The organism is Pseudoalteromonas ruthenica (assembly GCF_008808095.1).
GTDB classification, from domain to species: domain Bacteria; phylum Pseudomonadota; class Gammaproteobacteria; order Enterobacterales; family Alteromonadaceae; genus Pseudoalteromonas; species Pseudoalteromonas ruthenica.
In genome coordinates this window covers 1,950,413-1,974,236 of the sequence record NZ_CP023396.1, presented here as the reverse complement: position 1 = coordinate 1,974,236, position 23,824 = coordinate 1,950,413, and the positions used below count along the sequence as shown (strand labels likewise).

The following is a 23,824-nucleotide window of genomic DNA, read 5'->3' as shown; positions in this document are numbered from 1 at the left end:
TAGCGTAAAGGGCCTGGTTGCACTGGGTCCGCCATCATTTAATTTAGATGAGACAGCAATGAGCAAAGACATCCATGATTCCCGTATATTGATCCTCGACTTTGGTTCGCAGTACACCCAGCTGATCGCCCGCCGCGTGCGTGAAATAGGCGTTTACTGTGAATTATGGGCGTGGGATGTAACGGAAGAGCAAATTCGTGAATTTAACCCGCAAGGCATCATTTTATCTGGTGGCCCTGAATCTACAGTCGAAGAGGGCAGCCCGCGTGCGCCTGACTACGTATTTGAAGCGGGTGTTCCGGTTCTGGGTGTGTGTTATGGCATGCAAACCATGGCGGCGCAGCTTGGCGGTAAAGTACACGGCTCTGATAAGAAAGAGTTTGGCTATGCGCAAGTGGAAAAAGTAGGTAATTGTGCCTTGTTTGAAGCCATTGAAGATCACCTTGGCGACAACGGTAACGGTCTGCTTGATGTATGGATGAGCCACGGCGATAAAGTAGAAGAAACTCCCCCTCAGTTTGCTACCACAGCGAGAACAGACACTTGTCCCCATGCAGCGATGTCATGGGAAGAAAAACGTTTTTATGGCGTGCAGTTCCACCCAGAAGTGACTCATACACTTCAAGGTCTGCGTCTGTTAGAGCGCTTTGTGGTTGATATCTGTGGTTGTGAAAAGCTTTGGACACCCGCGCAAATCATCGAAGATGCTGTTGAGCGTATTCGTGAAAAAGTCGGTGACGAAGAAGTGATCTTAGGCCTATCCGGTGGGGTAGACTCGTCTGTCGTGGCGATGCTTATTCATAAAGCCATTGGCGATAAACTAACTTGTGTGTTTGTTGACAACGGCCTGTTACGCTTGAACGAAGGCGAACAGGTGATGGATATGTTCGGCGACCACTTTGGCCTCAATATCATCAAAATAGATGCCGAAGAGCGCTTTTTGAGAGCCTTAGAAGGGATTGATGAGCCAGAAGCTAAACGTAAAGCCATTGGTTACACCTTTGTTGATGTATTCAATGAAGAAGCGGGCAAACGTGTGAATGCGCAGTGGTTGGCGCAAGGAACTATCTACCCAGATGTAATTGAATCAGCCGCCTCGGCGACCGGTAAAGCCCATGTCATCAAATCACACCACAATGTTGGTGGTTTGCCAGAAGACATGAAGCTGGGCCTTGTTGAGCCGCTGCGTGAATTGTTCAAAGACGAAGTACGCAAGATAGGCCTTGAGCTGGGTCTTCCTTATGACATGTTGTATCGCCACCCATTCCCAGGCCCAGGCCTAGGTGTACGGGTACTGGGTGAAATTAAGAAAGAGTATTGCGACTTGCTCCGTCGCGCTGATGCTATTTTCATCGAAGAGCTGCACAAGGCGGAGCTTTATCACAAAGTAAGCCAAGCCTTCACGGTGTTCTTGCCAGTGCGCTCGGTCGGGGTGATGGGTGATGCCCGTAAATATGACTGGGTCGTAAGCCTACGTTGTGTTGAAACCATCGACTTTATGACCGCGCGTTGGTCACACTTACCCTATGAATTCCTTGGCAAGGTGTCTAACCGTATTATTAACGAAATCGATGGTATTTCTCGCGTGGTGTATGACATCTCAGGTAAGCCGCCAGCGACTATCGAGTGGGAATGAGGCTATTATTTAGCCTATTGTTTTATTTGATTTAGTGAGTGCCATTGATGATATTGACTGCATTATCAATGGCATTTTTTATGGTTTAAGGCCGACGCTGAATCGAAGATATAGCAAATACCATGTGACCGTATCAGCAAATGCCATGGTATCGACAACCGGGTGCATTGCAGCGCTGTGCTGATGCCATCGATGCTCGCTTTGATCAGAACCGCTCTCTCGACCCATGCCCCAGATCGTTAAATATGCGCCAGAGGAGCACCTCGTGATAGAAATTGTGAACAAGACAGCCGCCACTCGGAATCGAAGTATCCATATAGGTGAATAAAGTTTGCGGAAAATACGCTGAGAAAATAGAAAAGCGTCAATGAAGGGACATAGGAATGGCGATTAACGGAGAGAACGGTGTTAGTGCAGTCACCGTGGATGAACTACTCAAGCAAGGCCTTCGGATACCGAACTATCAACGCCCATACAGTTGGGATGTATCGACTGCTCTACAACTGGTGGATGATATCAGCGAAGCTCTTCGAGATACCGAACGAAAAGATATTCCCTATGTTTTGGGTGCAATCATTCTTCACGATGATGGTGAGTATCTCAATGTAGTCGACGGGCAGCAGCGCCTGCTGACTTTGCGAATGATTCTTGCGGCCTTAGATCCGATAAATCATCAAATTTCGATGTCTGGTAACAGCGAAACTCCTGTCTCTCTAGTTTGGATAGAGCTTCAAAGGCGCCTGTCGCAGTTGGAAGATAAAAAAGAGTTTTTGGATTTTATCTGTCACAAATGTCAGTTGGTGCGTATTGTGACGGACGATATTGATGAGGCATTTCGGGTCTTTGATTCCCAGAACTATCGCGGCAAACCGCTTGCCCCTCACGACTTGCTCAAAGCACACCACCTGCGCGAAATGCACGATGAGTCCGCTGCTATGAAAGTGGCTGTCGTTGAGGCTTGGGAAGCCGTAAACGATGAGGATCTGGACAGGCTTTTTTCTACTTTTTTATACCGGATATCCAAGTGGTCACGAGGCGAAAGCTCGCTCGAATTTACTATTCGGGACATCGGCATGTTCAAGGGCATTTCATCACGATCCCACAGGTCATTTTCGCCAAATCTGCGATATCACCTTGCAGCACAAGCCGCTATGCCACTTCTAAGTGCATGGTCGGTATCCTCTACACATGATGCACGAAATGCCGGCCGCAGCCGCTTTCAGCTTGATGCCCCGATAATCGCAGGACGCTCATTTTTCGAGATGGTGACATTCATGCTTGACGAATTGAAGATACTGGAACAAGAGGTTATTGACAGAGGTTTCAAAAACTTTGGCCCATCTCAAAGTCGCTACCGCTACCGCTACGTATACGAATTGTTCATTGCCGCGCTACTTTGCTATACAAACAAGTTTGGCGATGAAGATGTAGATGAAGTGCGAAATAGGTTATTCGCATGGGCATATGCCTTGCGGGTCGAGTTACTTCGTGTGCAATTTGTATCTGCTGACAACCGAGCGCGAGGTAAAAACGATGCAAATAAATCGCCTTTTGTTTTGCTACGTAATGCGATGACTGGAAGTGTTGTCCGCAAACTTCCAATAGCAAGTAAGCCATACAGCGATAACCACGAAAAAGAACTCGTTGCTTTTATCAAGGGGCTGCAATGAGCAAGAAGGAGTTGAAACCTGAACTGTTAACAGTAGGCAAGTTATTCACTGACAATTATCTGATTCCTATTTATCAACGGAACTATGCTTGGCGGGCCGAACAGATTGAGCAACTTATTAGCGATATTCAAGACTCGGTGGTAGGGGGCCAGGACAACTATTTTCTTGGGAACCTTGTTGTAATCAAGCGGGGAAGAGAGGATGAGTTCGAGGTCATAGATGGACAACAACGACTTACAACCCTCTATCTGCTTCTGACCTTCCTAGAGCAAGACGGTGAGGGTGAGAAGCCGTCGGTTGGCCATGCAGGCCACTTGCAATATGAGTCGCGCGCACGGGCAACTGAGGCCCTGCTGAGAGTAGCACAGGAGGCGGCTAAGGAGCACGTTCGACCGCAGGGCTCCACGAGTAATGCAGATGCTGGCATTCATGAAGGCTACAGCATCATCAATCAGTTCTTCAAACAAAATGAAAACCTTAATCGCTCACGCGAAAAATTCTGCGATTTCTTGCTAACGAAGGTGACTGTCGTCCGTGCCTCGCTGCCACCCAATACCGACCTCAATCGCTACTTCGAGATCATGAACACTCGTGGGCAGCAACTCAAGCAGGTTGATATTGTTAAGGCTCGCCTGATGAGCAAACTGCCCAATCAATATGAACGCGAATGCTTTGCGTGGGTTTGGGATTCCTGTGCTGACATGGATTCTTATGTCCAGATGTCTCTAACCCGTGGTGACACAAGTTTGCGAAACAAAGTATTTGGTGATGAATGGTCCTGGCTGGAGGTGACCAACTTCGCTTCGCTAATGGAAAGTCGTCCGCAATCCGGCATCAATTCATCAAGGCAATCCTCCGAAGGGGTATCGTTGTCCTTGGATGAGGCGTTGTCAAAATACGCTAAAGAGCTCGAGTCAAATTCCACTGAAGACGAGGGCAACGAGCGGTTTCGTTCGACTATTGAGTTTCCGGCCTTTCTGCTACACGTTCTAAGAATTATGAAAGGCGATGAGGTCGAAGACGAAGGCCTGCTTGACGACAAGCGCCTCATCAAGTCATTTGACGACGCCGTAAATAATGTACCCGATGCTAAAGCCGATTGGGTGCGTAGTTTTGCATTTATGCTTCTCAAGTGCCGCAACCTCTTCGATGGCTTCATCTTGAAGCGTCAATTCACGGCAAACATCGGTGACGATGGCGATTGGTCTCTCCAGCGACTGAAAAAAGGAGGCGGGGACAAGAAGCCAACCCCGACGTACATCCATGTTTTCTCGGCCAGCAATGGAAGCTTAGAGGAGGGCGGGAGTGCTGACCCACATACCCGAGATGTATTGCTGCTTCAGTCCATGCTTCGGATTACCTACACTTCTCCGCGAACGATGCACTGGATTACCAAAGTTCTTCGCTGGCTCTCCGTTAAAGCCCCTCGAGACGTGAAACATGCGGATCTTGCCGATTTGTTGAAGGGATATGCCCGCAGCAAGGTTAAAGAGACATTCTCCTTTGAGAAAGATCAGCAACCACAAGGGTTAGGTATCAGCCGTATCGTCTTTTCGTATCTCGACTATCTTCTGTTGAGTGACTCCTCAAAACGAGATTTCAAATTTCAGTTCAGAACTTCCATTGAGCACTTCTATCCACAGCATCCTGACAAAGAACAGTCGGGCGCGGTTGTTTCAGGTTCTAGCCTTAACCTGCTTGGCAACCTCGCGCTCGTAAGCGTCAGCGCGAACTCAAAATTCAGCAATAGCCTCCCCAGAGTGAAGGCCGAAAACTTCAAGGATACAATTGAACTTCAAAGTCCCAAGCTCAAGAGAATGGCGGAAATCACCCGAAATACAAACTGGGACGATCAGCAGATAACAGCACATCATGAAGCGATGGTGACATTGCTTCGTGATGATGTAAGTCTGGTGGAGGCAAGCGGAAGATCCAACCCAGGGCGTTGACTTCTTTGAATAACCGCTTTTGGACGAATATCCTTTGTGGTGTGCAAGTTGTCGGTCTAAAAGCGTTTTGCGTCGGGCGACACGATCAGTACAGTCTCCAAGTTTTCTTACCATGGTATTTTGTATGGTATCGACATGCAGAGATAATGCTATTTTATTGATTTTATAGTGTTTTAAGACAGCATTAATCATCGAGTGGGAATAGTGGTTTAGCCTCACGGCGAAAGAACAACCATATTAAAGCGGCATGCAAGCAATTGCATGCCGTTTGTTTATTTTAAAAGCAGTTAAACCGGGTAAGCGTGATTTTTTCTTTACCTTTTTAAAAACCTCATTATAATGCGTCGACATTGCAGGGGCGTAGTTCCAATTGGTAGAACAGCGGTCTCCAAAACCGACGGTTGGGAGTTCGAATCTCTCCGCCCCTGCCACTTCTTTCTTTTCTAGCTTTGCGCTACACTGGCTCTCGCCAAAACGACTTAATCATTACTATGCATCCAGATATTGCCGATATACTTGCGATTCAACCTGTGCGTTTACGCAGCAGCGACGCAACAGCGCCCGTTGCACATGTCAATTCGGCCAATGCAGAGCCATTAAACAACACAGTGGCACAAGATATTTTACGCTGCTTGCCACAAGGCGCTGCCGTTTATATTAGTGATGTACCAAGCCCACAAGTACAGGGGCTGAGTGTCTACTTGCCCGCAGCAACGCTGGCGGTCACTCAAAAGCAGGCGTTGTGGCAGCAGTTATCGAATGTGATTGACGAGTATAGCCATGCAAGTGAGTGAGCTGTCGTTGGATCATATCCAGGCGGTATGCGTTATTGAAAATGCCTGTCACAGCCACCCGTGGAGCGAAAAGCTGATACGCTCATGCCTAGGTGGGCGTTATTTCAACGCCGGGCTCTATGATGAGGCTGAGCTGGTAGGCTTTTATATAGCCGAGCAAGCGGGCCCAGATTGCACGCTGATGGACATTTGTATTGTTCCAAATAAGCAAGGGCAGGGGCTCAGTAAAGCGCTAATGAACCATCTTATAAACCAAGCAACAGCGCGCCAATGCGAGGCCATCTTTTTAGAAGTGCGGTCGAGTAATGATGCTGCCAGCGGCCTTTATCAGCGCAGTGGCTTTGTGATTAATGGTCGACGCAAAAAGTATTACCCAGACGGCGAAGATGCACTGTTAATGATGCGCGAGCTAGATGTAGCGCAGCCTTAAGCGCACCCCTTCAAGCATATATCTCTTGTTATTTTAAGCTACCTGCTTTGAATTTAAGCTAGTGCAACCAGATAATTTGTTACAACTTAGATAAAGTTTCGATCTCAACACCTTGATAGTATTAGCTAAAAATGACACTTACCGAACACGATGAGAACGACGTGTCGCTATTGTAGCTGCTGCGCAGGGCGCCTATTTTTTAGCAACGCATTGTCTTCGCTTGTTAGGTTAAGTGATGATGTGTCAAAGGCCGAGGACCACCGTATTTGGATTGCTCCTCATGTGCCGGTGACACTGTCATCAAAGCAGTACTTCAATGCTCATGACCCGGCAATGGCAGCCATTCATGGAATTATTGGCGCGCATAAACACGCGCAGTGATTAGCTTGGCTCGACATCTTGCTCAAGCACATAGCGAATGGCGTGTTCGAGCTTAAGTACGCTGTAGTCATGGCTGTCATGGTGGCCTTGACGTAAGACCTGCTCGAGCTCGCCCGCTGCTTCGGCAATGGCAAAGAAACCAAAACAGCTGGCGCTGCCTTTGATGCTGTGAGCCAGTGACTGCAACTGTTCCCAATCCCCGTCATGGTGGTGGCCAAGCACCTCATCAAGGTACTCAGGCAGCTTTTCCTTATAATTGGCATTAATTTGCAAAAAACGCTCGCTTTGCAAAATATCGTCCCACTGTGAGGCCGCTTCTTGTTGAATGCTCAAGTAGGTGGCTAACGTATGCTCAAGCTCCTGCTTATCAATAGGCTTTCCTAAAGTCTTATCACAGCCAGCACCGAGATAGCGCTCAATATCATGTTTCATCACGTTGGCAGTTAAGGCGATAATAGGGCCATCATAAGCGGCATGGCGGAGCATTTTGGTGGCCTCTTCTCCGCCCATAACGGGCATTTGCATATCCATAAGAATTAACTGGTAGTCTTTGACCAAGGCCTTTTCCACCGCCTCTGCGCCGTTGTTAGCAAAGTCAGGCTCAATCCCCCAGCGCTCAAGTAGCAGTGATATTAACGCCTGGTTATCTTTGTTGTCTTCCGCCACAAGAATATCGCCATCAAAGCGCTGCTCGCTCAGGGCGGGGCGTTCGCTGTAAACTGGCTGCATTTGTGCGTGGTCGTAGTAATAATCCTGTTCGGTATATTGTTGATAGCAAGCAACATGAATAGTGAATTGACTGCCGACCCCTTGTTGGCTTTGTGCCCAAATATCACCGCCGAGTAGCTGCGCCAAGTTTTTAGCAATACAGAGGCCAAGGCCGCTGCCTCCAAAACGTCGTGTGGTGGTGGCATCAGCTTGTTCAAAGGGCTTAAATATACGGTCCAGTTCTTTATCTGAAATACCAATCCCCGTGTCGGTAACAACAAACTCCAGCATGCCACTTTGATAGCGAATGCTCATATGCACGCCACCTTGGGTGGTGAACTTCACCGCATTAGTGAGAATGTTTAAGAGGATTTGCTTTAATCGCGTTTGATCGCTGCTTAAATATTTGGGCAGCGGGAAGTGATAGTCGATATCGAATTGCAGTTGTTTTTGCTGCGCTTGAGGCTCGACGATGGACTCAAGATCATGGAGTAATTCATATAGCGACACCGGTTCATGATTCATATCTAATTTCTCAGCTTTGATTTTCGATAAGTCGAGAATGTTATTAATCAGTTCCAGCAGGTGGCGTGAATTGCGCAGTACCGTAGCGAGCTGGGTGTGCACTTTTTCTTCTTTTATCTTGTTGTTATCAAGCAGCTGCTCGGTGAACCCCATAATTGCTGTCAGCGGAGTGCGGATCTCATGACTCATATTGGCTAGGAAGCGACTTTTAAGTTGGTTGGCTTGCTCGGCTTGTTCAATGGCGAGCTCTAACGCCTTATTGGTTTTTTCCAGCTCCAAGGTGCGCGCTTCTACTTTTTGTTCCAAGGTGTTTTTGTATTCTTCGAGCTCTCCCTGGGTGTGGTAAATTTTATTAACCATGTGATTGAAATCACTAAAGAGTTGGCCTACCTCGTCCTTGCGATCATCGGGTAGGCGTACGGCAAGGTCATTCTCGCCAACGCGGTGACTGGCCGCCCCCAACTGTTCGATAGGGTTTAACAGCAAGTTACGTACAACAATAAAAATGAGTATTGGCAGAGTGATAACAGAGATCATCACAATTAAGGCGGTGATCAAGCTAATGACTTTGCCAGACTCGTACAGTAATTCTTTCGGAATACTGGTAATGAAGTAGTGGCCTCCGGCCATTTGCACCGCATACACCAAGCGTTGTGTGTGATCAATACTGTGCAAGGCGAGCTCGTTGAGGCGACCATTATCGGCCCATAAGCTAATTTTACGCAGCTCTTCGCTGGCGATACTCTGGCCTCGTAGGGCGTGGTTAGAGCTAAATAGAATTTTCCCTTGCTCAGTGAGCATCAAGTTGAGGGTATTGTTGTAGGGAGACTCTAAAATCGCTGTATTAAGTACTGTTGGCTGCACGCGCATTATTACGTAGCCCAATAAAATAGGGCGCTCTAAGTGGTAATCTGGGGTAAATACCTTTTGCACGAAGTACAGTGTGGTTTCGCCGCGTTCATTTTGCACCATAAATTGCTGGCGGCGCAGGGAACTGGCGCTGAGTTTCTCAAAAAATGGGTATGCCTGCGGTGCGGACTCTAATTTCGTTGAAAAGTAAGCATAACTTTTTTGCTGTGGCGACACTAAGTTAATACTGAGTATATCTGGGTAAGCTTGGGTGTAGCTGCCAAACACATCCATTAGCGCCGCTAAACGTTCGGTGTAGCGGTCGCTGCTCTGATGTATTTCCGGCACAAAGTCTTGCAGTACGGGTGAGCTTGTTAACAGCTCGGTGGTTGAGTGATAGACATTGAGGGAGTGAAACACCTTATTTTGCTGCTGTTCGACAAAGCGGCTTACAATGAGCTGTGTTTGCTGTTGTGAGCTTGAAGTTACGTTGGTCAAGGTAAAGCCACCTAAAAACAGCAAGGGCAAAATCACCACCGGAGTGATATACCATAGTAATCGTATACTTAACTTACTGGTTTTCATGGTATGGGTGCGGCTCCTTGCAACGTAAAAAACAGCTTACTAACTCAAACGAACGAAAAATTATACAAAATTGCTTAGCAATAATACACATGGCAATGCGTAGAAGTCACTTTTGTCGGTATTAGGCGCTTTTGTGTGCATGCTAAAGTCGGTATAATCACGCGTAATAATCTCTAAATTAATTCCCGGCTTGGTTCGCGTTTAGTGCCGGGTCGACTATTCATAAGTGACCGCATGTCAGAGTTAACACAACAAATTAGTAAACGTCGTACTTTTGCGATTATTTCACACCCCGATGCGGGTAAAACCACCATTACCGAAAAAGTTCTATTATTCGGACAAGCCATTCAAAAAGCGGGCACAGTTAAAGGCCGAGGGTCAAACCAACACGCTAAGTCAGACTGGATGGAAATGGAAAAAGAGCGTGGCATCTCGGTGACCACCTCGGTAATGCAGTTCCCTTATAACGAGCGTTTAGTTAACCTGCTAGATACCCCAGGGCACGAAGACTTCTCTGAGGATACCTACCGTACTTTGACCGCCGTGGACTCGTGTTTGATGGTGATTGATGCCGCTAAGGGTGTTGAGGACCGAACTCGTAAGTTAATGGAAGTCACCCGTTTACGTGACACCCCCATCGTCACCTTTATGAACAAACTGGACCGTGATATTCGCGATCCAATGGAGTTATTGGATGAGGTGGAAACTGAGCTCAATATGATGTGTGCCCCCGTAACCTGGCCCATTGGCTGTGGTAAGGAATTCAAAGGGGTCTATCATTTGCACCGTGACGAGACGATTTTGTATCAAAGCGGTCAAGGCCATACCATTCAAGAGTTGCGCATCGTCAAAGGGCTGGATAACAGTGAATTAGACGAAGCGGTGGGTGAGAGCTTAGCGCAACAACTGCGCGAAGAAATTGAGCTGGTGCAAGGAGCGTCCAACGAATTCGATTTAGAGTTATTTTTGAGCGGTGAGTTAACCCCAGTTTACTTCGGTACTGCGTTGGGCAACTTTGGCGTTGATCATATGCTTGATGGCTTGACCGAGTGGGCTCCGGCCCCCTTACCGCGCGCCACCGATGATGGCAACAAAGTGGGTGCTGAGCACGAAAAGTTCACAGGCTTTGTGTTTAAAATTCAGGCCAACATGGACCCCAAACACCGTGACCGTATTGCCTTTATGCGCATTGTCTCGGGCAAGTACAGCCAAGGCATGAAGATGAACCACGTGCGTATAGGCAAGCAAATCAGTATTTCTGATGCGGTGACCTTTATGGCTGGTGACCGCGAGCGTGCTGAGCACGCCTATGCCGGTGATATTATTGGCTTGCACAACCACGGCACTATCCAAATTGGTGATACTTTCACCGACGGAGAAAAGCTTAAGTTCAGCGGTATTCCTAACTTTGCCCCAGAGTTATTCCGCCGTATTCGCCTTAAAGATCCACTTAAGCAAAAGCAGTTGCTTAAAGGCCTCGTACAGCTATCGGAAGAGGGCGCGGTGCAGGTGTTTAGACCGCTTGCCAATAATGACTTAATTGTTGGCGCTGTTGGGGTGCTGCAGTTTGATGTTGTGGTTGCACGCTTAAAAGCCGAATACAAAGTGGATGCCATCTATGAAAGTGTCAACGTTAATACGGCGCGTTGGGTAAGCTGTGATGATGTGAAGAAATTTGAAGAGTTCAAGCGCAAGTGTGAGCAAAACCTAGCCTTAGATGGCGGAGATAACCTGACATACATCGCCCCAAGTCGCGTAAACTTGAACTTATCCATGGAGCGTTACCCAGAGGTAACCTTTAGCGAAACGCGCGAGCACTAAAGCGCCACTGAGCAACTGTATTAATCGTGGTCAGCCCTCGCTGGCCCTTATTGCAAGGTAACTGCAACTATGAACATTAAGCAAATTCTGATTGAAAAAGCCAACGCTGCGATGATCGCTGCGGGACTTGAGCAAGGCACGAATCCAGCGGTGACGCAAAGTACGCGCCCGCAATTTGGTGATTACCAAATTAACGGTGCCATGGGCGCCGCGAAAAAGCTAAAAACTAATCCGCGTGAACTAGCGCAAAAAATTATCGATAACCTGGATGTGAGCGATATCGCCGCCGAGGTCGAAATAGCAGGCCCAGGCTTTATTAACATTCACCTCAAACCGGCGTTTTTAGGCGCCAGCGTCGAAGCTGCAAGCCAAGACGATACACTCGGTGTAGCGCAGCACCCGCAAGCAGATACAGTGGTGGTGGATTACTCATCGCCCAATCTTGCCAAGGAAATGCACGTGGGCCATTTACGTTCCACCATTATCGGTGATGCCGTGGTACGTGCCTTGGAGTTTCGTGGTGATAAAGTAATACGGCAAAACCACATGGGCGATTGGGGTACGCAATTTGGTATGCTTATCGCGCATTTGGAAGACATGCTAAATGAGGGCGTTGATCTAGAGGCCGTAGCGCTTGCTGATTTAGAGACATTCTATCGTGACGCCAAAAAGCGTTTCGACGATGAGGCCGGTTTTGCTGATAAGGCGCGCGAGTATGTTGTGCGCCTACAACAAGGCGATGCGCACTGTAATAAGCTGTGGCAACTTTTCATTGATACCTCGGTCAAGCACTCCGAAGAAGTATACAAAAAGCTGAATGTCACCCTGACTCGTGATGACATTAAAGCGGAAAGTGCCTACAACAGTGAGTTGCAGCGCATGATTGAGGTGCTTAAAGAAAAAGGGCTGGCGCAGGAAGACCAGGGTGCGCAAGTGGTCTTTTTAGATGAGTTAGCCAACAAAGACGGTGAGCCATCGGTGTTCATCGTGCAGAAATCCGGCGGTGGCTTTTTATATTCAACCACAGACCTTGCCGCCTGTGATTATCGCTCTAATGATTTGCAAGCCGATCGTATCTTGATTTTCGTTGATGCTCGTCAAAGCCTGCACTTTAGCCAAGTTGAGCTGACAGCACGCAAGGCCGGCTTTTTACGCGAACAAACCAGCTATGAATTCTGTCCATTTGGCACCATGATGGGCGAGGACGGTAAACCGTTTAAGACCCGTACTGGCGGTACCGTTAAGCTTGCCGATCTACTTGATGAAGCGGTGACCCGCGCCAAAGCAAAGCTAGCCGATAGCGACTCTCCTCATAGTGCGCAAGAGCAAGAAGAAATCGCCCGGAAAGTGGGAATTGGCGCGGTAAAATACGCCGACCTATCGAAAAACCGTACCAGTGACTACATCTTTAACTGGGATACCATGTTGAGCTTTGAGGGAGCCACGGCGCCTTATCTGCAATATGCCTATACGCGAGTGAAAAGTATTTTCCGTAAAGCCGGCATTGATAGCACCACTCATCAGGCACCGGTTGTGATTGCTGCGCCACAGGAAAAAGCGCTGGCTATCAAGCTGATGCAATTTGAAGAAGTGCTGGACCAAATGATCAGCGATGCCACACCACACGTACTATGTGGGTACTTGTATGAGCTGGCGAGCTTGTATATGAGCTTCTATGAAGCTTGTCCGGTACTTAAAGAGGGCGTCAGCGACGCAGATAAAAATAGCCGCTTAGTGCTGTGTTCATTGGTAGCAAAAACCTTACACAAAGGGCTAGACCTGCTTGGCATTGAGGTGATGGAGCAAATGTAATCAGCTCAAGGTTTGCTGATATTTGGCCCTCTCATCGACCGAACCGCGCGCTTTATCCAAAGTAGGCTGTTGGGGAGGTCGATTACACACATCCCCCAATAGGCTTTACTTCGGGACAAGCTGAGTGACTGGGCAAGGCGACATAGCTTGATTGATTGTAGGGTATTCTTGGCGCTTAGTGAGAAGGAATGAATATGAAATTGGAAGATATTCGTCGTGAGTATTTGCAAGGTGGGTTAGATGAAACCATGCTCGATGCGACGCCGGTAGCACAGTTTGAAAAGTGGTTACAACAAGCCATTGATGCGCAAATCCCCGATCCGACGGCCATGGTTGTAGCCACCGTTGACGAGCAGGGTCAGCCTTCGCAGCGTATTGTGTTGCTTAAGCATATCGATGAGCAAGGGTTTGTGTTCTTCACTAATACCGGCTCACGCAAAGCGCAGGAACTTGCCCAGAATAATAAAATTAGTCTGCACTTCCCGTGGCACATGTTTGAGCGTCAAGTCATTGTTTACGGCGAGGCCAAACCGTTGCCAACATCGCGAGTGGCAAAATATTTCTTATCGCGGCCAAAAGAAAGCCAATTAGCGGCATGGGCTTCTAGCCAAAGCCGGCCGGTGTCATCACGTCAGGCGCTTATGGAAAAGTTTGCGCAAATGAAAAGTAAGTTTGCTAAAGGTGAAATCCCGCTGCCTGATTTTTGGGGAGGATACTGTGTCGAGCCGACTAAGGTCGAGTTTTGGCAAGGAGGAGCGCATCGCCTTCATGATCGCTTTATGTATCGTCGTCAGCCAGATGGGAGCTGGCGTGTCGAGCGCCTAAACCCTTAAATGCGTTTTATCGATTCTCATTGCCACCTCGATTTTAGCGAGTTCGATGGCCAGCGAGAGGCGATAATAGCGAATGCCCAAGCGTTGGGCGTGGAGCAGTTTATTGTGCCTGGCATTAGCTTGGCGCAATCTCAGCAGTTGCTCGACTTCAGCCAGCACCATGGACCTACTCATATCGGTGCTGGTTTACATCCCTACTTTTTGTCGCAACACGCGAGTGAACATATAGTCGGCCTAGGCGAACTGGCAACAGCGCATAAGCACCGTTGGTGCGCCATCGGAGAGTGCGGCCTTGATCGCAGTATTGGAGAAATGGACAAGCAAGTGGCGCTCTTTGAAGCGCAGATTGCCTTAGCGAATGAACTGGCGTTGCCACTCATTGTTCATCACCGTCAGAGCCATGACTTAATCGCTGCGAGCTTTAAGCGTTGTCGGCCGCGTTATGGCGGCGTGATCCATGCGTTTTCTGGGTCCGAACAAGTGGCTAAATACTATATCAAGTTAGGCTTTAAATTGGGTGTGGGCGGAACCATTACCTATGCTCGATCGGTCAAGACCCAGCAAGCACTGCGTAGTGTCGCAATAGAGCATCTGCTATTGGAAAGTGATGCACCGAGTATGCCGCTTTGCGGATACCAAGGGCAAATCAATACGCCAGAGCGTATTCCTCAAGTGTTTATAGCCCTAGCACGGCTATTGCAATGCCAAGACCTCAGCGCCTTGAGTGAGCAGCTCTATTTTAACTGCTTAGCTTTTTTACGAAAGTAACGCTTTAACTGCCAACGTTTTAATCCTCGTCCAAGCTGCCAAGTGAATACGCAGGTGATCAATAGCATAAGAAGTACTTGGCGACCGACCTCATGAAAATATCGGTGACTGTCATCAATGGCGACTTGGGGCAGGTAATTAACGCGAGCAAAGCCGATGGGCTTATTGCTTTGCAATGAGGTGATGGGGATGACAATAGGTTGACTCAATTTACTCACCCCCGGGGTCGCTTGTGTCACCCCAAATTCACGTTGATAGGGACTAAACGCCTCACTGAGCGCCATCGCAGTGCCGTGAGCATCATAAATGGCTGCACTTTGGATACTCGAGTCTGTACTCAATTGATTGGCCAAATGTCCCAAACGAGGCTTGTTGCTCTGCTCCAAAGGCTCCGCTGCGGTCAAGGCTAACTGCTCGGTGAGGCTTTTGGCGTATTGATAGCTTTGCTGGTAGAGCATTTGGTGGCCTTGAAAGCTGGTATTAAAGGCCATCCAAGTCAGTAATACAAAGCAAAAAGCGGCAAACACCAAGCGCAGTAACCGTTGCCACTGCGATGTTCGAACTGGGTTTTTCACTTGTTTATTTTTCATATCATGGGTGTACTTACTGACTTTCATCGCTAAGGGTGATTAAATTAAGCATCCGTTGTCATCAGTTAACGTGTTCACCTTTTTGGAGTTTTAATGTCGCACCAAAGCATGCTCTTGTCTACTTTAGCACAGCAAGACGATTTGTCTTTACAGCAAACCCTAAGTTTAAATACTTGGTATTCTTTTGACGATTCGCCTTTAGTGGCAAGTCAGCAGAGCGAACAGCCACTGGCTTATGTCAGTGTATTTGGTTTTCAACTGGGCATGCACGTTGCGCAACTGGCACAGCAGCTGCTTGACTGGCAATGTCAGGTACAGGCGGTGGTCAGGTATCACGCCGATGACGATTTACCTCCAGGGTTCGCGTTCGCGATTGCTAACCCCCAGGCTGAGCTTAACTCTCAGCTCAAGCAATATGCAGCTGAAAACGCAGTGCAGTGCGCGCTGCTGAGCAACCCGCCACGTTTACATGCACCTGGCTTATTAGTGATGGATATGGACTCGACGGCGATCACCATCGAATGTATTGATGAAATTGCGCGCTTAGCAGGGGTGTACGACGAGGTCGCTGCGGTCACCGCACAAGCGATGGGTGGGCAGTTGGAATTTAGTGACAGCCTGCGTCAGCGCGTCGCGAAACTAGCGGGCGTTGAGTTGTCTTTGCTTGCAGAGCTCAAAGAGCAGCTTCCCTTGATGCCAGGGATCGACCACCTATGCGCAACGCTAAAACGCCATAATTGGCATTTGGCCATCGCCTCGGGAGGATTTATTCCATTTGCTGAGCAAGTACAAAAACAACTCAAATTAGACCGTATTCATGCCAACCAATTAGCAGACGATGGCCACGTGTTAACCGGAGTGGTCAATGGGGATATTGTTGATGCGCAAGAAAAAGCACGCTTTTTATTAGCTTACCGCGATGAGTTGGACGTGGGCGCAGAGCAAACGGTGGCCATCGGTGATGGTGCCAATGATCTGCTGATGATGCACGCAGCTAGGCTAGGTATTGCTGTCCACGGTAAGCCTAAAGTGGTGGCGCAGGCTCCCACCGCCATCAATGCTGGCAGTTTAGCGCAGATACTGTATCTACTCAGTATTCCCGAGTTCAACTAACCTAAACGCTGTAGCCACAGGCTGCGGCGTTCAAGCATTTTCTGGTAATCCTGAACTTCTATATCACAGAGCTTTGGCACTAACTCATCAATAGCGAGGGCATCAATCACGCCCTCTACACGCCATAGCGCTTGCTCTAACTCTTTGGCTTTATGCAGCGCATAGTGACTGATGTACTTCAGCTCACTGATCAGGTATTTCGTGTCTGGGCGGCCGGTTTTCGATAAATGCAGGCGAAACGCAAACAACAAGCCCGATTTAAGCGCCTTGTTCACAAAGGGCAGCAATGAGCTGTAGTCCTCTTCGGTGCTAATACAGCGGCTGGTGACTGCACCACTGAGGTCGTCTTTTTTAAGGTTTAAGCGAATAAACAAGTCGAAAGTTTTGGGCTTATCTTGGCGGTTTCCATCGCGCAGGGTATCACTGAGCTGTTGGAACTCTTTGATACTCAGTAAGGGTTTTAAGTTTATTTGCGTAGAGAATTCACCAAACTGACGCCGAATATGGTGAATCGCGCTTTGATAACGTCCTTCACCTATTGCACCAAGCTCCAGGTGTGCTTCTTCTTTGGTAATATACAGCGGTGTTTGCGCTAGATTCTTGACCACAATATTGCGCAAGGCTTTGGATAGCCCCGGCACTTTCGGCTCTTCCTCACACACTTGCAGCTTGTCTTTGTTGTTCTCTACTAGTTGCGAGAAAAACTGTACGCCAACATGGGGTTGCTTACTTTTTTGGTAGGCTTTTAAGTTTAAAATGGTGCCGGTCTTACTGACAGCCATCACCTCGTAAGGTAGCTGAGTGAGCTCAAATTTTTTCGTTATTTCTTGCAGTTGCGGTAAGCGCAGATAAATAACATCGCCTTTTTTGGTCTCAGGCGCTGGTTGGCTCAGCTCTATTTGCATTCCTAGTACACTGAAATCACGAGATTGTGCCGACATCGGCGCTGCCAAACCACTTTCAACGGTCACTTCTGTTTGGTACAGATACCGCTTGTGAGCCCGTAAGTTAGCATACTCCAAGGCAACGACTTCAAGCTCTGGCTCTGCCACTTTACGATGGCCAAATACTTTGAGCTGGTTGACTAAGCTTTTATCGAGGCGGTAGCGGCGCTTGTGTGCGGTTAAATTAGCAGAGCTCACCTCCGATAAGGTACACAGGTACTTAAGACCCTTTAAATAGCTTTGCACGCGAGCGCTCGGAGGCTTATTAAGTTTAGCAATCGCCTCGCCGGCACTGTCGGGGAGCGAGAGTGGAATATGGGAGTCTTCGCTTTGCACGGGAACCAATTGCAACTTAAATACCCGCCAAGACGGCTTCCTACTGGCATAGGAAAAAAATAACGAGCGTAACTTAGGGTAGGTGGCCAGTTCGATATCGGTGGCGCTGTAAAAGAAGACCTTGCCATTTTGGGGGTGACTAAAGCTGTAAAGTAGGGTTGATTTGACTTGCCCCTTGCGTGCCAAAATGCTGCTTATGCGCTGCGTATTAAGAATACTCGGCAGCACAGAGCGGCGCTCTTCATCACTGAAATAATAGTGAATGTAGGCATTATTCTCGGTGGTAAGCAGCAGTTTAGGGGTGAGCTTTTTATCGTTTACGCAAATGAAACTGAACAGCGAACTGACCCTTGGCAAGTAATACTGCTCATAACCTTTGGTTAAAACCGCATCGAGGGTGTTATCAAGGTTGACCTTGTAGCGGCGTTTATTACCGTTAATAAAGCGCGCCAGAAACTCATCGAATCCAGGGGTTGTCTCGCTACCGGTGCGCTTCATGCGGGCGTAATAAAAGTCGATGGTGCTCGCAGGGTCTATGCCGACAATTTCATATTCTAAGCCGTTTTTGAGGCCCAGTTCGAAATCTTCCTCTAGACCGGTAAAGCGAACCTGCACTTTTTGCCCACGCTCAAGCATGGCATGACTAGGCAACTTAAGCTTACATCCCCCCAAAGAAATATCGCTGCTTTTACCCTCTATGGTTTTGTCATTCACCATAACACTGACTTTGATGGTGTAATTCATGCGCTCTTGCTGACGAAAATCATAGGAGGCGAAGTGGATGACACGGGCACTTTTTTCACTATTTTCCGGTTGTGGTGTTGCACCTTGGCGCAATTGGCGCTGATTGTTCATCTCTTCCATCACCATTTCATAGACAGCCATGGTGTAGTCGCCGAAGCGAGCGACGCCTTTTTCAAAGGTTGCGATGGCTTGGGCATCCATAAAATGCTGCTGACTCTTGTATGAGTAGCTTTGCACTTCACCGGAAGCCGTGCCGCGTAAATCAATGGTGCGACTGCACGGCTGACGAAGACGATTAAACTCCATCTTTATAATAAATTGGTCGCCCTTAGGTAGTTGTGCCGTTTTAGCGGCAAAATCGCGGCTAAAGCTCGCCTGCCCGAGGCTTTGCTTGAGTTCGTCAACTAAGGGTTGGTGTTTTAAAAGGGTGTCTTCAGCCATGCATTAAACCATTACCCAGTCGGCAAAAACCGTTATACTGGGTGTCAAATTATTGTTTATTCGTTATTTAAACGATTTATCCAGCAAAAATTATGCCCGTAATATGGTAAAAAAGAAAACAGCTTTTGTATGTAATGAGTGTGGTGCTGAGTTTGCGCGTTGGCAAGGCCAATGTAGCGAGTGCAAAGCATGGAACACAGTAACCGAATTTCGCGTGCCCTCGGTTAAATCGGCGCCACGCAATAGTGCTGCGAGCGGCTATGCCGGCATGGTTGAGGCCAAAATTCAAACTCTGGATGAGGTTAATCTTGAAAGCCTGCCACGCTTCTCCACCGGGTTTGTTGAGTTTGACCGCGTGTTAGGGGGCGGTGTGGTGCCGGGGAGTGCCATTCTTATCGGTGGTGAGCCCGGAGCCGGTAAAAGTACTATTTTGCTGCAAACCATGTGTGGTCTCGCAGAAAATATGAAAACCCTGTATGTCACCGGGGAGGAGTCTCTGCAGCAAGTGGCTATGCGGGCAAAGCGTTTGGGGTTGCCCACCAATAAGCTACAAACCTTAGCCGAAACCAATGTCGAAACCATTTGCCAGCTGGCGCTAAGAGAAAAGCCCGGGATCATGGTCATAGATTCCATTCAAGTCATGCATATGGCCGATGTGCAATCGGCACCAGGTAGTGTTTCCCAGGTAAGAGAAAGTGCGGCGTACCTCACCCGTTTTGCTAAACAAAATCAAATAGCCATGATCATGGTGGGCCATGTGACCAAAGACGGCTCCTTAGCCGGCCCCAAGGTATTAGAACACTGCATTGATTGTTCTATTTTACTTGAAGGTAGCAGTGATAGCCGGTTTCGTACTTTGCGTGGTCACAAAAACCGCTTTGGCGCAGTAAACGAGCTTGGGGTGTTCGCCATGACAGGGCAAGGGTTGCGCGAGGTAAAAAATCCCTCGGCTATTTTCTTGAACCGCTCACAAGAGCAAACACCGGGTTCATTAGTGATGGTGGTATGGGAAGGTACCAGACCGCTGCTAGTGGAAGTGCAGGCGCTTGTCGATTATTCGCAGCTTGCAAACCCTCGTCGCGTCACGGTGGGTTTGGAGCAAAATCGCCTTGCGATGTTATTGGCGGTGCTACACCGCCATGGCGGTTTACAAGTGGCCGATCAGGATGTGTTTGTTAACGTCGTCGGTGGTGTCAAGGTCACGGAAACCAGTGCTGATTTGGCTTTGATTGTGGCTTTGGTGTCCAGTTTTAAGAATTATAGCTTGGCCCGTGAGCTGGTGGTATTTGGTGAAGTTGGCTTGGGCGGGGAGATTCGTCCAGTGCCCAGTGGTCAAGAACGACTGCGTGAAGCCGCGAAACATGGCTTTAAACGTGCTATTGTACCCATTGACAATAAACCGAAAGAGGCAATCGAGGGCATGGAAGTCACAGCAGTCGCAAGCTTAAGCGATGCACTCGATGCGTTATTTTAAAGTAATGTCCAAACTAGGAGGGAGCTGGACACTCCCAAGGAAGTCAACATGAAAAAACTACTCATTGTCGGTGCCGTGGGTGCCATCGCCATTGGCGGTTACAGCTATGCCAATTATTATGTGTCGAAAGAAGCGCGCAAGGGCATTGATCAGCAGCTAATGCAAATTCAAACGCAAACAGGCCTTGATATCCGCTACGACGAGATTTCTGCCAATGTATTGGACAATGCGTTGGCGTTGGCCGACATTTCTGTCAATGACCACCTCGGCGAGCAAATTGCTCAGATTGAGCGTGTTGAAATGACCGGCTATGAGCCGAATAAGATTTCTGAATATGCTCGTGTCGAAATCAAAGACTTAACTTTCTCAGGCGCCGCAGTGCAAGGCATGGATGAACTTAAAGGTGAAAATATCAATGTCTTGAGTGAGTTCACTTATGATGAAAAAAGTGGTGATGCGGATATTTTTACCAAGCTCAATGCAGGTAAATTGGCCGACGTTGAGTTTAGCTTTGCCATGACCAATTCACAGGCGTTAATGGCAGTGTCGCAGCAACTTAATGAGATGCAACAGCAATCGCAACAAGAGCAGGGGAACTTGCAGCAACAGCTGGCGCTACAAAGCCAAATGATGAGTGCTGTGACCGAGTTGGTGCCAAAAAAAGTGAGCTTTAAATTAGCCAACAACGGTAAGCTCAAAGCTCTTCTTGAGCGCCTAATTGGCGAGCAAGGCATGACCTATGAGCAATTCCAACAAAATGCCCAGCAACAATTGAGCATGTCACCGGCGCCGGTGGTATTGCGAGAAGCGGCACTGAATTTTATCGAGGGCACGGAGCAGTTTGAAGTCTCTATGCAGGTTCCCGAAAATACCTCGGTGGCAGAGATTAATCAGCAAATGATGACACTAATGGGTAAGCCAGAAGAGTTGGCTAACTACTTTAGCTTGCATGCTGTAGGCAAATAATGATGACCCATAGCGCGCACGGATGTGGGCGGTAAAATTCAAAAAGGCACCTGAAGGTGCCTTTTTTGCTCTTGTAATTATATTATCCACCCTCAGGTCTATACTCAAAACGTTTTTAAATCACCAGGAGCGACAATGAGTAAATCGACCTACACTCCACCAAAAGTTTGGCAGCTCGATAGCGAAAGCGGCGGCAAATGGGCAAGCCTAAATAAACCCACAGCAGGGGCCACGTTCGAGCAGCATCTGCCAAGCGGACAGCACCCCTTTCAGCTGTACTCTATGGCCACTCCTAATGGTCAAAAGGCCACGATTATGTTTGAAGAGTTGGTAGAGCAGGGAATTAAAGACGCCGAATACGATGCTTTTTTAATCGATATTAGCGAAGGCGACCAGTTTGGTTCTGACTTTGTTGCCATTAACCCGAACTCAAAAATCCCGGCGTTACTGGACACCTCAAGCACCCCCGCCACACCGGTTTTTGAATCGGGAGCAATACTGCTTTATTTAGCACAGAAATTTGCCACGCTTATCCCTTCAGAGCCTTATGCAAAGGCGCAGTGTATGAATTGGTTATTTTGGCAGATGGGCAGCGCACCTTATCTAGGTGGCGGTTTTGGTCACTTTTATGCTTATGCGCCAGAGCCGATGGAATATCCCATCAATCGCTTTACCATGGAAACTAAGCGCCAGTTGGATGTGTTAGATAAGCACTTGGCGCAAAACGAGTATATGGCCGGTGAGCAATACTCTATTGCCGATATTGCTATTTGGCCTTGGTATGGAGCCTTGGTGTTAGGGCGGTTATACGATGCCGCTGAGTTTCTCAGTGTACACGAGTATAAGCATGTGTTGGCGTGGGCCAAGAGAATTGACGCTCGGCCTGCAGTAAAGCGGGGCCAACGAGTTAATCGCGTATGGGGTGAGCCGAGCGAGCAACTCAAAGAGCGCCATGCCAGTAGCGACTTTGATACCTAAACCATCAGCCGCTTGGATTGGCTAGAGTCTGGGTATTACGCTAGAAGCTCGCCTACTTTAATGCCCAAGGCAAAAATACCCACGGCCACTAAAAAGGCAATGAGGGTGATATGGCCGCGACGTTCTTTCGCTTTGTCTTTGTTATTATTGTTAGAGTCCATAAGGTGATCCCTATTGGTTATTGTTGATCAAAAAAGCACAGCCGAAGCTGTGCTTTTTAGTCTACCTATACAAACCATTTAGTGCAAAATTCGCGCACGTATGGTGCCGTCCACGGCACTGAGTTCTTTCAATGCCACTTCGGAGTGGTCGCTATCCACATCAATAACGACATAACCTATGTTGTCATCGGTTTGCAGGTACTGCGCAGCTATATTAATACCATGCTGTGCAAACGCTTGGTTAATTTGTGTCAACACACCAGGGCGGTTTTGGTGAATGTGCAACAGGCGACTGCGATTCGCCAGTTCTGGCAGGGCGACTTCAGGGAAATTGACGGCTGTCATTGTTGAGCCGTTGTCGGAATATTTAGCGAGCTTACCGGCTACTTCCACACCAATACTTTCTTGCGCCTCTTGCGTGGAGCCGCCAACATGGGGGGTTAAAATAACGTTGTCGAATTGGCGCAGTGGCGAGACAAATTCTTCATCGTTTGATTTCGGTTCAACAGGGAACACATCGATAGCCGCGCCAGATAGGCTGTGCTCTTCAAGTGCCTCGGCAAGGGCATCAATATCGACAACGGTGCCGCGTGAGGCGTTAATCAAGATACTGCCTTTTTTCATGACCGCCAACTCAGCGGTGCCGATGAGGTTCTTTGTTTGCGGGGTTTCCGGCACGTGTAAACTGACTACATCCGACTGCTGCAGTAGTTTAGTGAGATTTTCTACTTGCTGGGCATTACCTAAGGATAACTTATCTTCGATATCGTAATACCGCACTTGCATGCCAATGTTCTCAGCCATAATACCCAACTGAGTACCGATGTGGCCATAGCCTATGATACCCAATGTTTTGCCTCGGGCCTCGAAAGAGCCTTCTGCTGATTTCAGCCACTGGCCTCGGTGAGCCATCGCATTGCGCTTAGGAATACCGCGCAGTAACAATAAAATCTCACCCAGCACTAATTCGGCGACCGAGCGAGTATTGGAAAATGGCGCGTTGAAGACCGCAATCCCCCGGCGCTTCGCGGCGTCGAGGTCAACTTGGTTAGTACCAATACAGAAGCAACCGACAGCGACCAGCTTTTGCGCTGCATCTAAGACCTTTTCTGTGAGTTGTGTACGTGAGCGCAAGCCAACGAAGTGCACGTCGCTAATGCGCTCTATAAGTTCACTTTCAGGTAGCGAGGTTTTAACGTAATCGATATTGCTGTAACCGTTGCGTTTTAGCGTTTCCACCGCACTTTGGTGTACGCCCTCTAGCAAGAGAATTTTAATTTTGTCTTTTGCTAACGATACCTTACTCATGTTCCTCA

20 protein-coding genes and 1 tRNA gene are annotated in these 23,824 nt (G+C 48.2%); 15 read left to right on the top strand and 6 right to left on the bottom strand.

Going from position 1 to position 23,824, the window contains the following annotated elements:
- The first annotated feature begins 58 nt into the window (after nucleotides 1-58).
- Nucleotides 59-1,636 (top strand): glutamine-hydrolyzing GMP synthase, encoded by a 1,578-nt coding sequence (gene guaA, locus PRUTH_RS09245; protein WP_151173129.1) that lies wholly within the window; start codon nucleotides 59-61, stop codon nucleotides 1,634-1,636.
- 78 nt (nucleotides 1,637-1,714) lie between these two features.
- On the opposite strand, the gene PRUTH_RS19130 is transcribed toward guaA, so the two are convergent.
- A complete protein-coding gene (locus PRUTH_RS19130; protein WP_170268927.1) occupies nucleotides 1,715-1,864 on the bottom strand; it encodes a hypothetical protein in 150 nt (49 codons plus the stop codon).
- 155 nt (nucleotides 1,865-2,019) lie between these two features.
- Between PRUTH_RS19130 and PRUTH_RS09240 the strand changes: the two genes are divergently transcribed.
- From PRUTH_RS09240 to PRUTH_RS19125, 6 genes are all read left to right on the top strand, one after another.
- A complete protein-coding gene (locus PRUTH_RS09240; RefSeq protein ID WP_151173128.1) occupies nucleotides 2,020-3,306 on the top strand; it encodes a DUF262 domain-containing protein in 1,287 nt (428 codons plus the stop codon).
- The gene (locus tag PRUTH_RS09235; protein WP_151173127.1) at nucleotides 3,303-5,255 is read left to right on the top strand and encodes a DUF262 domain-containing protein; all 1,953 of its coding nucleotides are present in this window, start codon (nucleotides 3,303-3,305) and stop codon (nucleotides 5,253-5,255) included. The genes PRUTH_RS09240 and PRUTH_RS09235 overlap by 4 nt, the downstream gene beginning before the upstream one ends.
- Before the next feature lie 354 nt (nucleotides 5,256-5,609).
- Nucleotides 5,610-5,686: transfer RNA gene (locus tag PRUTH_RS09230), tRNA-Trp, on the top strand.
- 60 nt (nucleotides 5,687-5,746) lie between these two features.
- Entirely contained in the window at nucleotides 5,747-6,049 is a 303-nt protein-coding gene (locus PRUTH_RS09225; protein ID WP_026111021.1) for a hypothetical protein, read from the top strand.
- Nucleotides 6,036-6,479: a ribosomal protein S18-alanine N-acetyltransferase gene (rimI, locus tag PRUTH_RS09220; RefSeq protein WP_045980480.1), complete on the top strand. Its 444-nt coding sequence runs from the start codon at nucleotides 6,036-6,038 to the stop codon at nucleotides 6,477-6,479. The genes PRUTH_RS09225 and rimI overlap by 14 nt, the downstream gene beginning before the upstream one ends.
- A gap of 240 nt (nucleotides 6,480-6,719) precedes the next feature.
- Entirely contained in the window at nucleotides 6,720-6,860 is a 141-nt protein-coding gene (locus tag PRUTH_RS19125) for a hypothetical protein (RefSeq protein ID WP_157576374.1), read from the top strand.
- Here PRUTH_RS19125 and PRUTH_RS09215 read toward each other — a convergent pair whose 3' ends face one another.
- Complete coding sequence (locus PRUTH_RS09215; RefSeq protein WP_151173126.1) at nucleotides 6,861-9,527, bottom strand: HAMP domain-containing hybrid sensor histidine kinase/response regulator; 2,667 nt, start codon at nucleotides 9,525-9,527, stop codon at nucleotides 6,861-6,863.
- A 234-nt stretch (nucleotides 9,528-9,761) separates the two neighbouring features.
- On the opposite strand from PRUTH_RS09215, the gene prfC reads away from it, so the two are divergent.
- The 4 genes from prfC to PRUTH_RS09195 all read left to right on the top strand — a co-directional run bounded on the left by prfC (nucleotide 9,762) and on the right by PRUTH_RS09195 (nucleotide 14,761).
- On the top strand, nucleotides 9,762-11,348 hold the full coding sequence (gene prfC, locus PRUTH_RS09210; RefSeq protein WP_022944342.1) for a peptide chain release factor 3: 1,587 nt from the start codon (nucleotides 9,762-9,764) through the stop codon (nucleotides 11,346-11,348).
- 69 nt (nucleotides 11,349-11,417) lie between these two features.
- Nucleotides 11,418-13,160, top strand: a complete 1,743-nt coding sequence (argS, locus tag PRUTH_RS09205) for an arginine--tRNA ligase (protein WP_151173125.1) — start codon at nucleotides 11,418-11,420, stop codon at nucleotides 13,158-13,160.
- A gap of 194 nt (nucleotides 13,161-13,354) precedes the next feature.
- A complete protein-coding gene (gene pdxH, locus PRUTH_RS09200) occupies nucleotides 13,355-13,993 on the top strand; it encodes a pyridoxamine 5'-phosphate oxidase (protein ID WP_151173124.1) in 639 nt (212 codons plus the stop codon).
- Nucleotides 13,994-14,761 carry a TatD family hydrolase gene (locus tag PRUTH_RS09195; protein WP_151173123.1) on the top strand — a complete coding sequence of 256 codons (768 nt, stop codon included), beginning with the start codon at nucleotides 13,994-13,996 and terminating at the stop codon, nucleotides 14,759-14,761. It begins immediately after the preceding gene.
- Here the strand turns inward: PRUTH_RS09195 and PRUTH_RS09190 are convergent.
- Nucleotides 14,728-15,351: an AhpA/YtjB family protein gene (locus tag PRUTH_RS09190; protein ID WP_026111023.1), complete on the bottom strand. Its 624-nt coding sequence runs from the start codon at nucleotides 15,349-15,351 to the stop codon at nucleotides 14,728-14,730. The genes PRUTH_RS09195 and PRUTH_RS09190 overlap by 34 nt on opposite strands.
- A 93-nt stretch (nucleotides 15,352-15,444) precedes the next feature.
- Between PRUTH_RS09190 and serB the strand changes: the two genes are divergently transcribed.
- Nucleotides 15,445-16,464, top strand: coding sequence for a phosphoserine phosphatase SerB (gene serB, locus PRUTH_RS09185; RefSeq protein ID WP_257220917.1), 1,020 nt, complete (start codon nucleotides 15,445-15,447; stop codon nucleotides 16,462-16,464).
- Here serB and PRUTH_RS09180 read toward each other — a convergent pair.
- Complete coding sequence (locus PRUTH_RS09180) at nucleotides 16,461-18,929, bottom strand: PilZ domain-containing protein (RefSeq protein ID WP_151173122.1); 2,469 nt, start codon at nucleotides 18,927-18,929, stop codon at nucleotides 16,461-16,463. The two genes, serB and PRUTH_RS09180, sit on opposite strands and share 4 nt — an antisense overlap.
- A 103-nt stretch (nucleotides 18,930-19,032) precedes the next feature.
- Here PRUTH_RS09180 and radA point away from each other — a divergent pair, with 103 nt between their 5' ends.
- The 3 genes from radA to yghU all read left to right on the top strand — a co-directional run bounded on the left by radA (nucleotide 19,033) and on the right by yghU (nucleotide 22,347).
- Entirely contained in the window at nucleotides 19,033-20,403 is a 1,371-nt protein-coding gene (gene radA / locus PRUTH_RS09175) for a DNA repair protein RadA (RefSeq protein ID WP_026111063.1), read from the top strand.
- Between the two features lie 48 nt (nucleotides 20,404-20,451).
- Nucleotides 20,452-21,369, top strand: a complete 918-nt coding sequence (locus PRUTH_RS09170) for an aq_1923 C-terminal domain (RefSeq protein WP_138588440.1) — start codon at nucleotides 20,452-20,454, stop codon at nucleotides 21,367-21,369.
- Nucleotides 21,370-21,504: 135 nt separating this feature from the next.
- The gene (gene yghU, locus PRUTH_RS09165) at nucleotides 21,505-22,347 is read left to right on the top strand and encodes a glutathione-dependent disulfide-bond oxidoreductase (protein ID WP_151173121.1); all 843 of its coding nucleotides are present in this window, start codon (nucleotides 21,505-21,507) and stop codon (nucleotides 22,345-22,347) included.
- Between the two features lie 35 nt (nucleotides 22,348-22,382).
- On the opposite strand, the gene PRUTH_RS19310 is transcribed toward yghU, so the two are convergent.
- On the bottom strand, nucleotides 22,383-22,508 hold the full coding sequence (locus PRUTH_RS19310; protein ID WP_022944597.1) for a hypothetical protein: 126 nt from the start codon (nucleotides 22,506-22,508) through the stop codon (nucleotides 22,383-22,385).
- Nucleotides 22,509-22,586: 78 nt separating this feature from the next.
- Nucleotides 22,587-23,816 carry a phosphoglycerate dehydrogenase gene (gene serA, locus PRUTH_RS09160; RefSeq protein ID WP_151173120.1) on the bottom strand — a complete coding sequence of 410 codons (1,230 nt, stop codon included), beginning with the start codon at nucleotides 23,814-23,816 and terminating at the stop codon, nucleotides 22,587-22,589.
- Between the last annotated feature and the right edge of the window lie 8 nt (nucleotides 23,817-23,824).

Excerpts from the sequence above, each read along its gene's own strand:
- guaA (WP_151173129.1), top strand. The coding sequence starts at position 59 with ATGAGCAAAGACATCCATGATTCCCGTATATTGATCCTCGACTTTGGT.
- PRUTH_RS19130 (WP_170268927.1), bottom strand. The coding sequence starts at position 1,864 with ATGGGTCGAGAGAGCGGTTCTGATCAAAGCGAGCATCGATGGCATCAG.
- PRUTH_RS09240 (WP_151173128.1), top strand. The coding sequence starts at position 2,020 with ATGGCGATTAACGGAGAGAACGGTGTTAGTGCAGTCACCGTGGATGAA.
- PRUTH_RS09235 (WP_151173127.1), top strand. The coding sequence starts at position 3,303 with ATGAGCAAGAAGGAGTTGAAACCTGAACTGTTAACAGTAGGCAAGTTA.
- PRUTH_RS09225 (WP_026111021.1), top strand. The coding sequence starts at position 5,747 with ATGCATCCAGATATTGCCGATATACTTGCGATTCAACCTGTGCGTTTA.
- rimI (WP_045980480.1), top strand. The coding sequence starts at position 6,036 with ATGCAAGTGAGTGAGCTGTCGTTGGATCATATCCAGGCGGTATGCGTT.
- PRUTH_RS09215 (WP_151173126.1), bottom strand. The coding sequence starts at position 9,527 with ATGAAAACCAGTAAGTTAAGTATACGATTACTATGGTATATCACTCCG.
- prfC (WP_022944342.1), top strand. The coding sequence starts at position 9,762 with ATGTCAGAGTTAACACAACAAATTAGTAAACGTCGTACTTTTGCGATT.
- argS (WP_151173125.1), top strand. The coding sequence starts at position 11,418 with ATGAACATTAAGCAAATTCTGATTGAAAAAGCCAACGCTGCGATGATC.
- pdxH (WP_151173124.1), top strand. The coding sequence starts at position 13,355 with ATGAAATTGGAAGATATTCGTCGTGAGTATTTGCAAGGTGGGTTAGAT.
- PRUTH_RS09195 (WP_151173123.1), top strand. The coding sequence starts at position 13,994 with ATGCGTTTTATCGATTCTCATTGCCACCTCGATTTTAGCGAGTTCGAT.
- PRUTH_RS09190 (WP_026111023.1), bottom strand. The coding sequence starts at position 15,351 with ATGAAAAATAAACAAGTGAAAAACCCAGTTCGAACATCGCAGTGGCAA.
- serB (WP_257220917.1), top strand. The coding sequence starts at position 15,445 with ATGTCGCACCAAAGCATGCTCTTGTCTACTTTAGCACAGCAAGACGAT.
- PRUTH_RS09180 (WP_151173122.1), bottom strand. The coding sequence starts at position 18,929 with ATGGCTGAAGACACCCTTTTAAAACACCAACCCTTAGTTGACGAACTC.
- radA (WP_026111063.1), top strand. The coding sequence starts at position 19,033 with ATGGTAAAAAAGAAAACAGCTTTTGTATGTAATGAGTGTGGTGCTGAG.
- PRUTH_RS09170 (WP_138588440.1), top strand. The coding sequence starts at position 20,452 with ATGAAAAAACTACTCATTGTCGGTGCCGTGGGTGCCATCGCCATTGGC.
- yghU (WP_151173121.1), top strand. The coding sequence starts at position 21,505 with ATGAGTAAATCGACCTACACTCCACCAAAAGTTTGGCAGCTCGATAGC.
- PRUTH_RS19310 (WP_022944597.1), bottom strand. The coding sequence starts at position 22,508 with ATGGACTCTAACAATAATAACAAAGACAAAGCGAAAGAACGTCGCGGC.
- serA (WP_151173120.1), bottom strand. The coding sequence starts at position 23,816 with ATGAGTAAGGTATCGTTAGCAAAAGACAAAATTAAAATTCTCTTGCTA.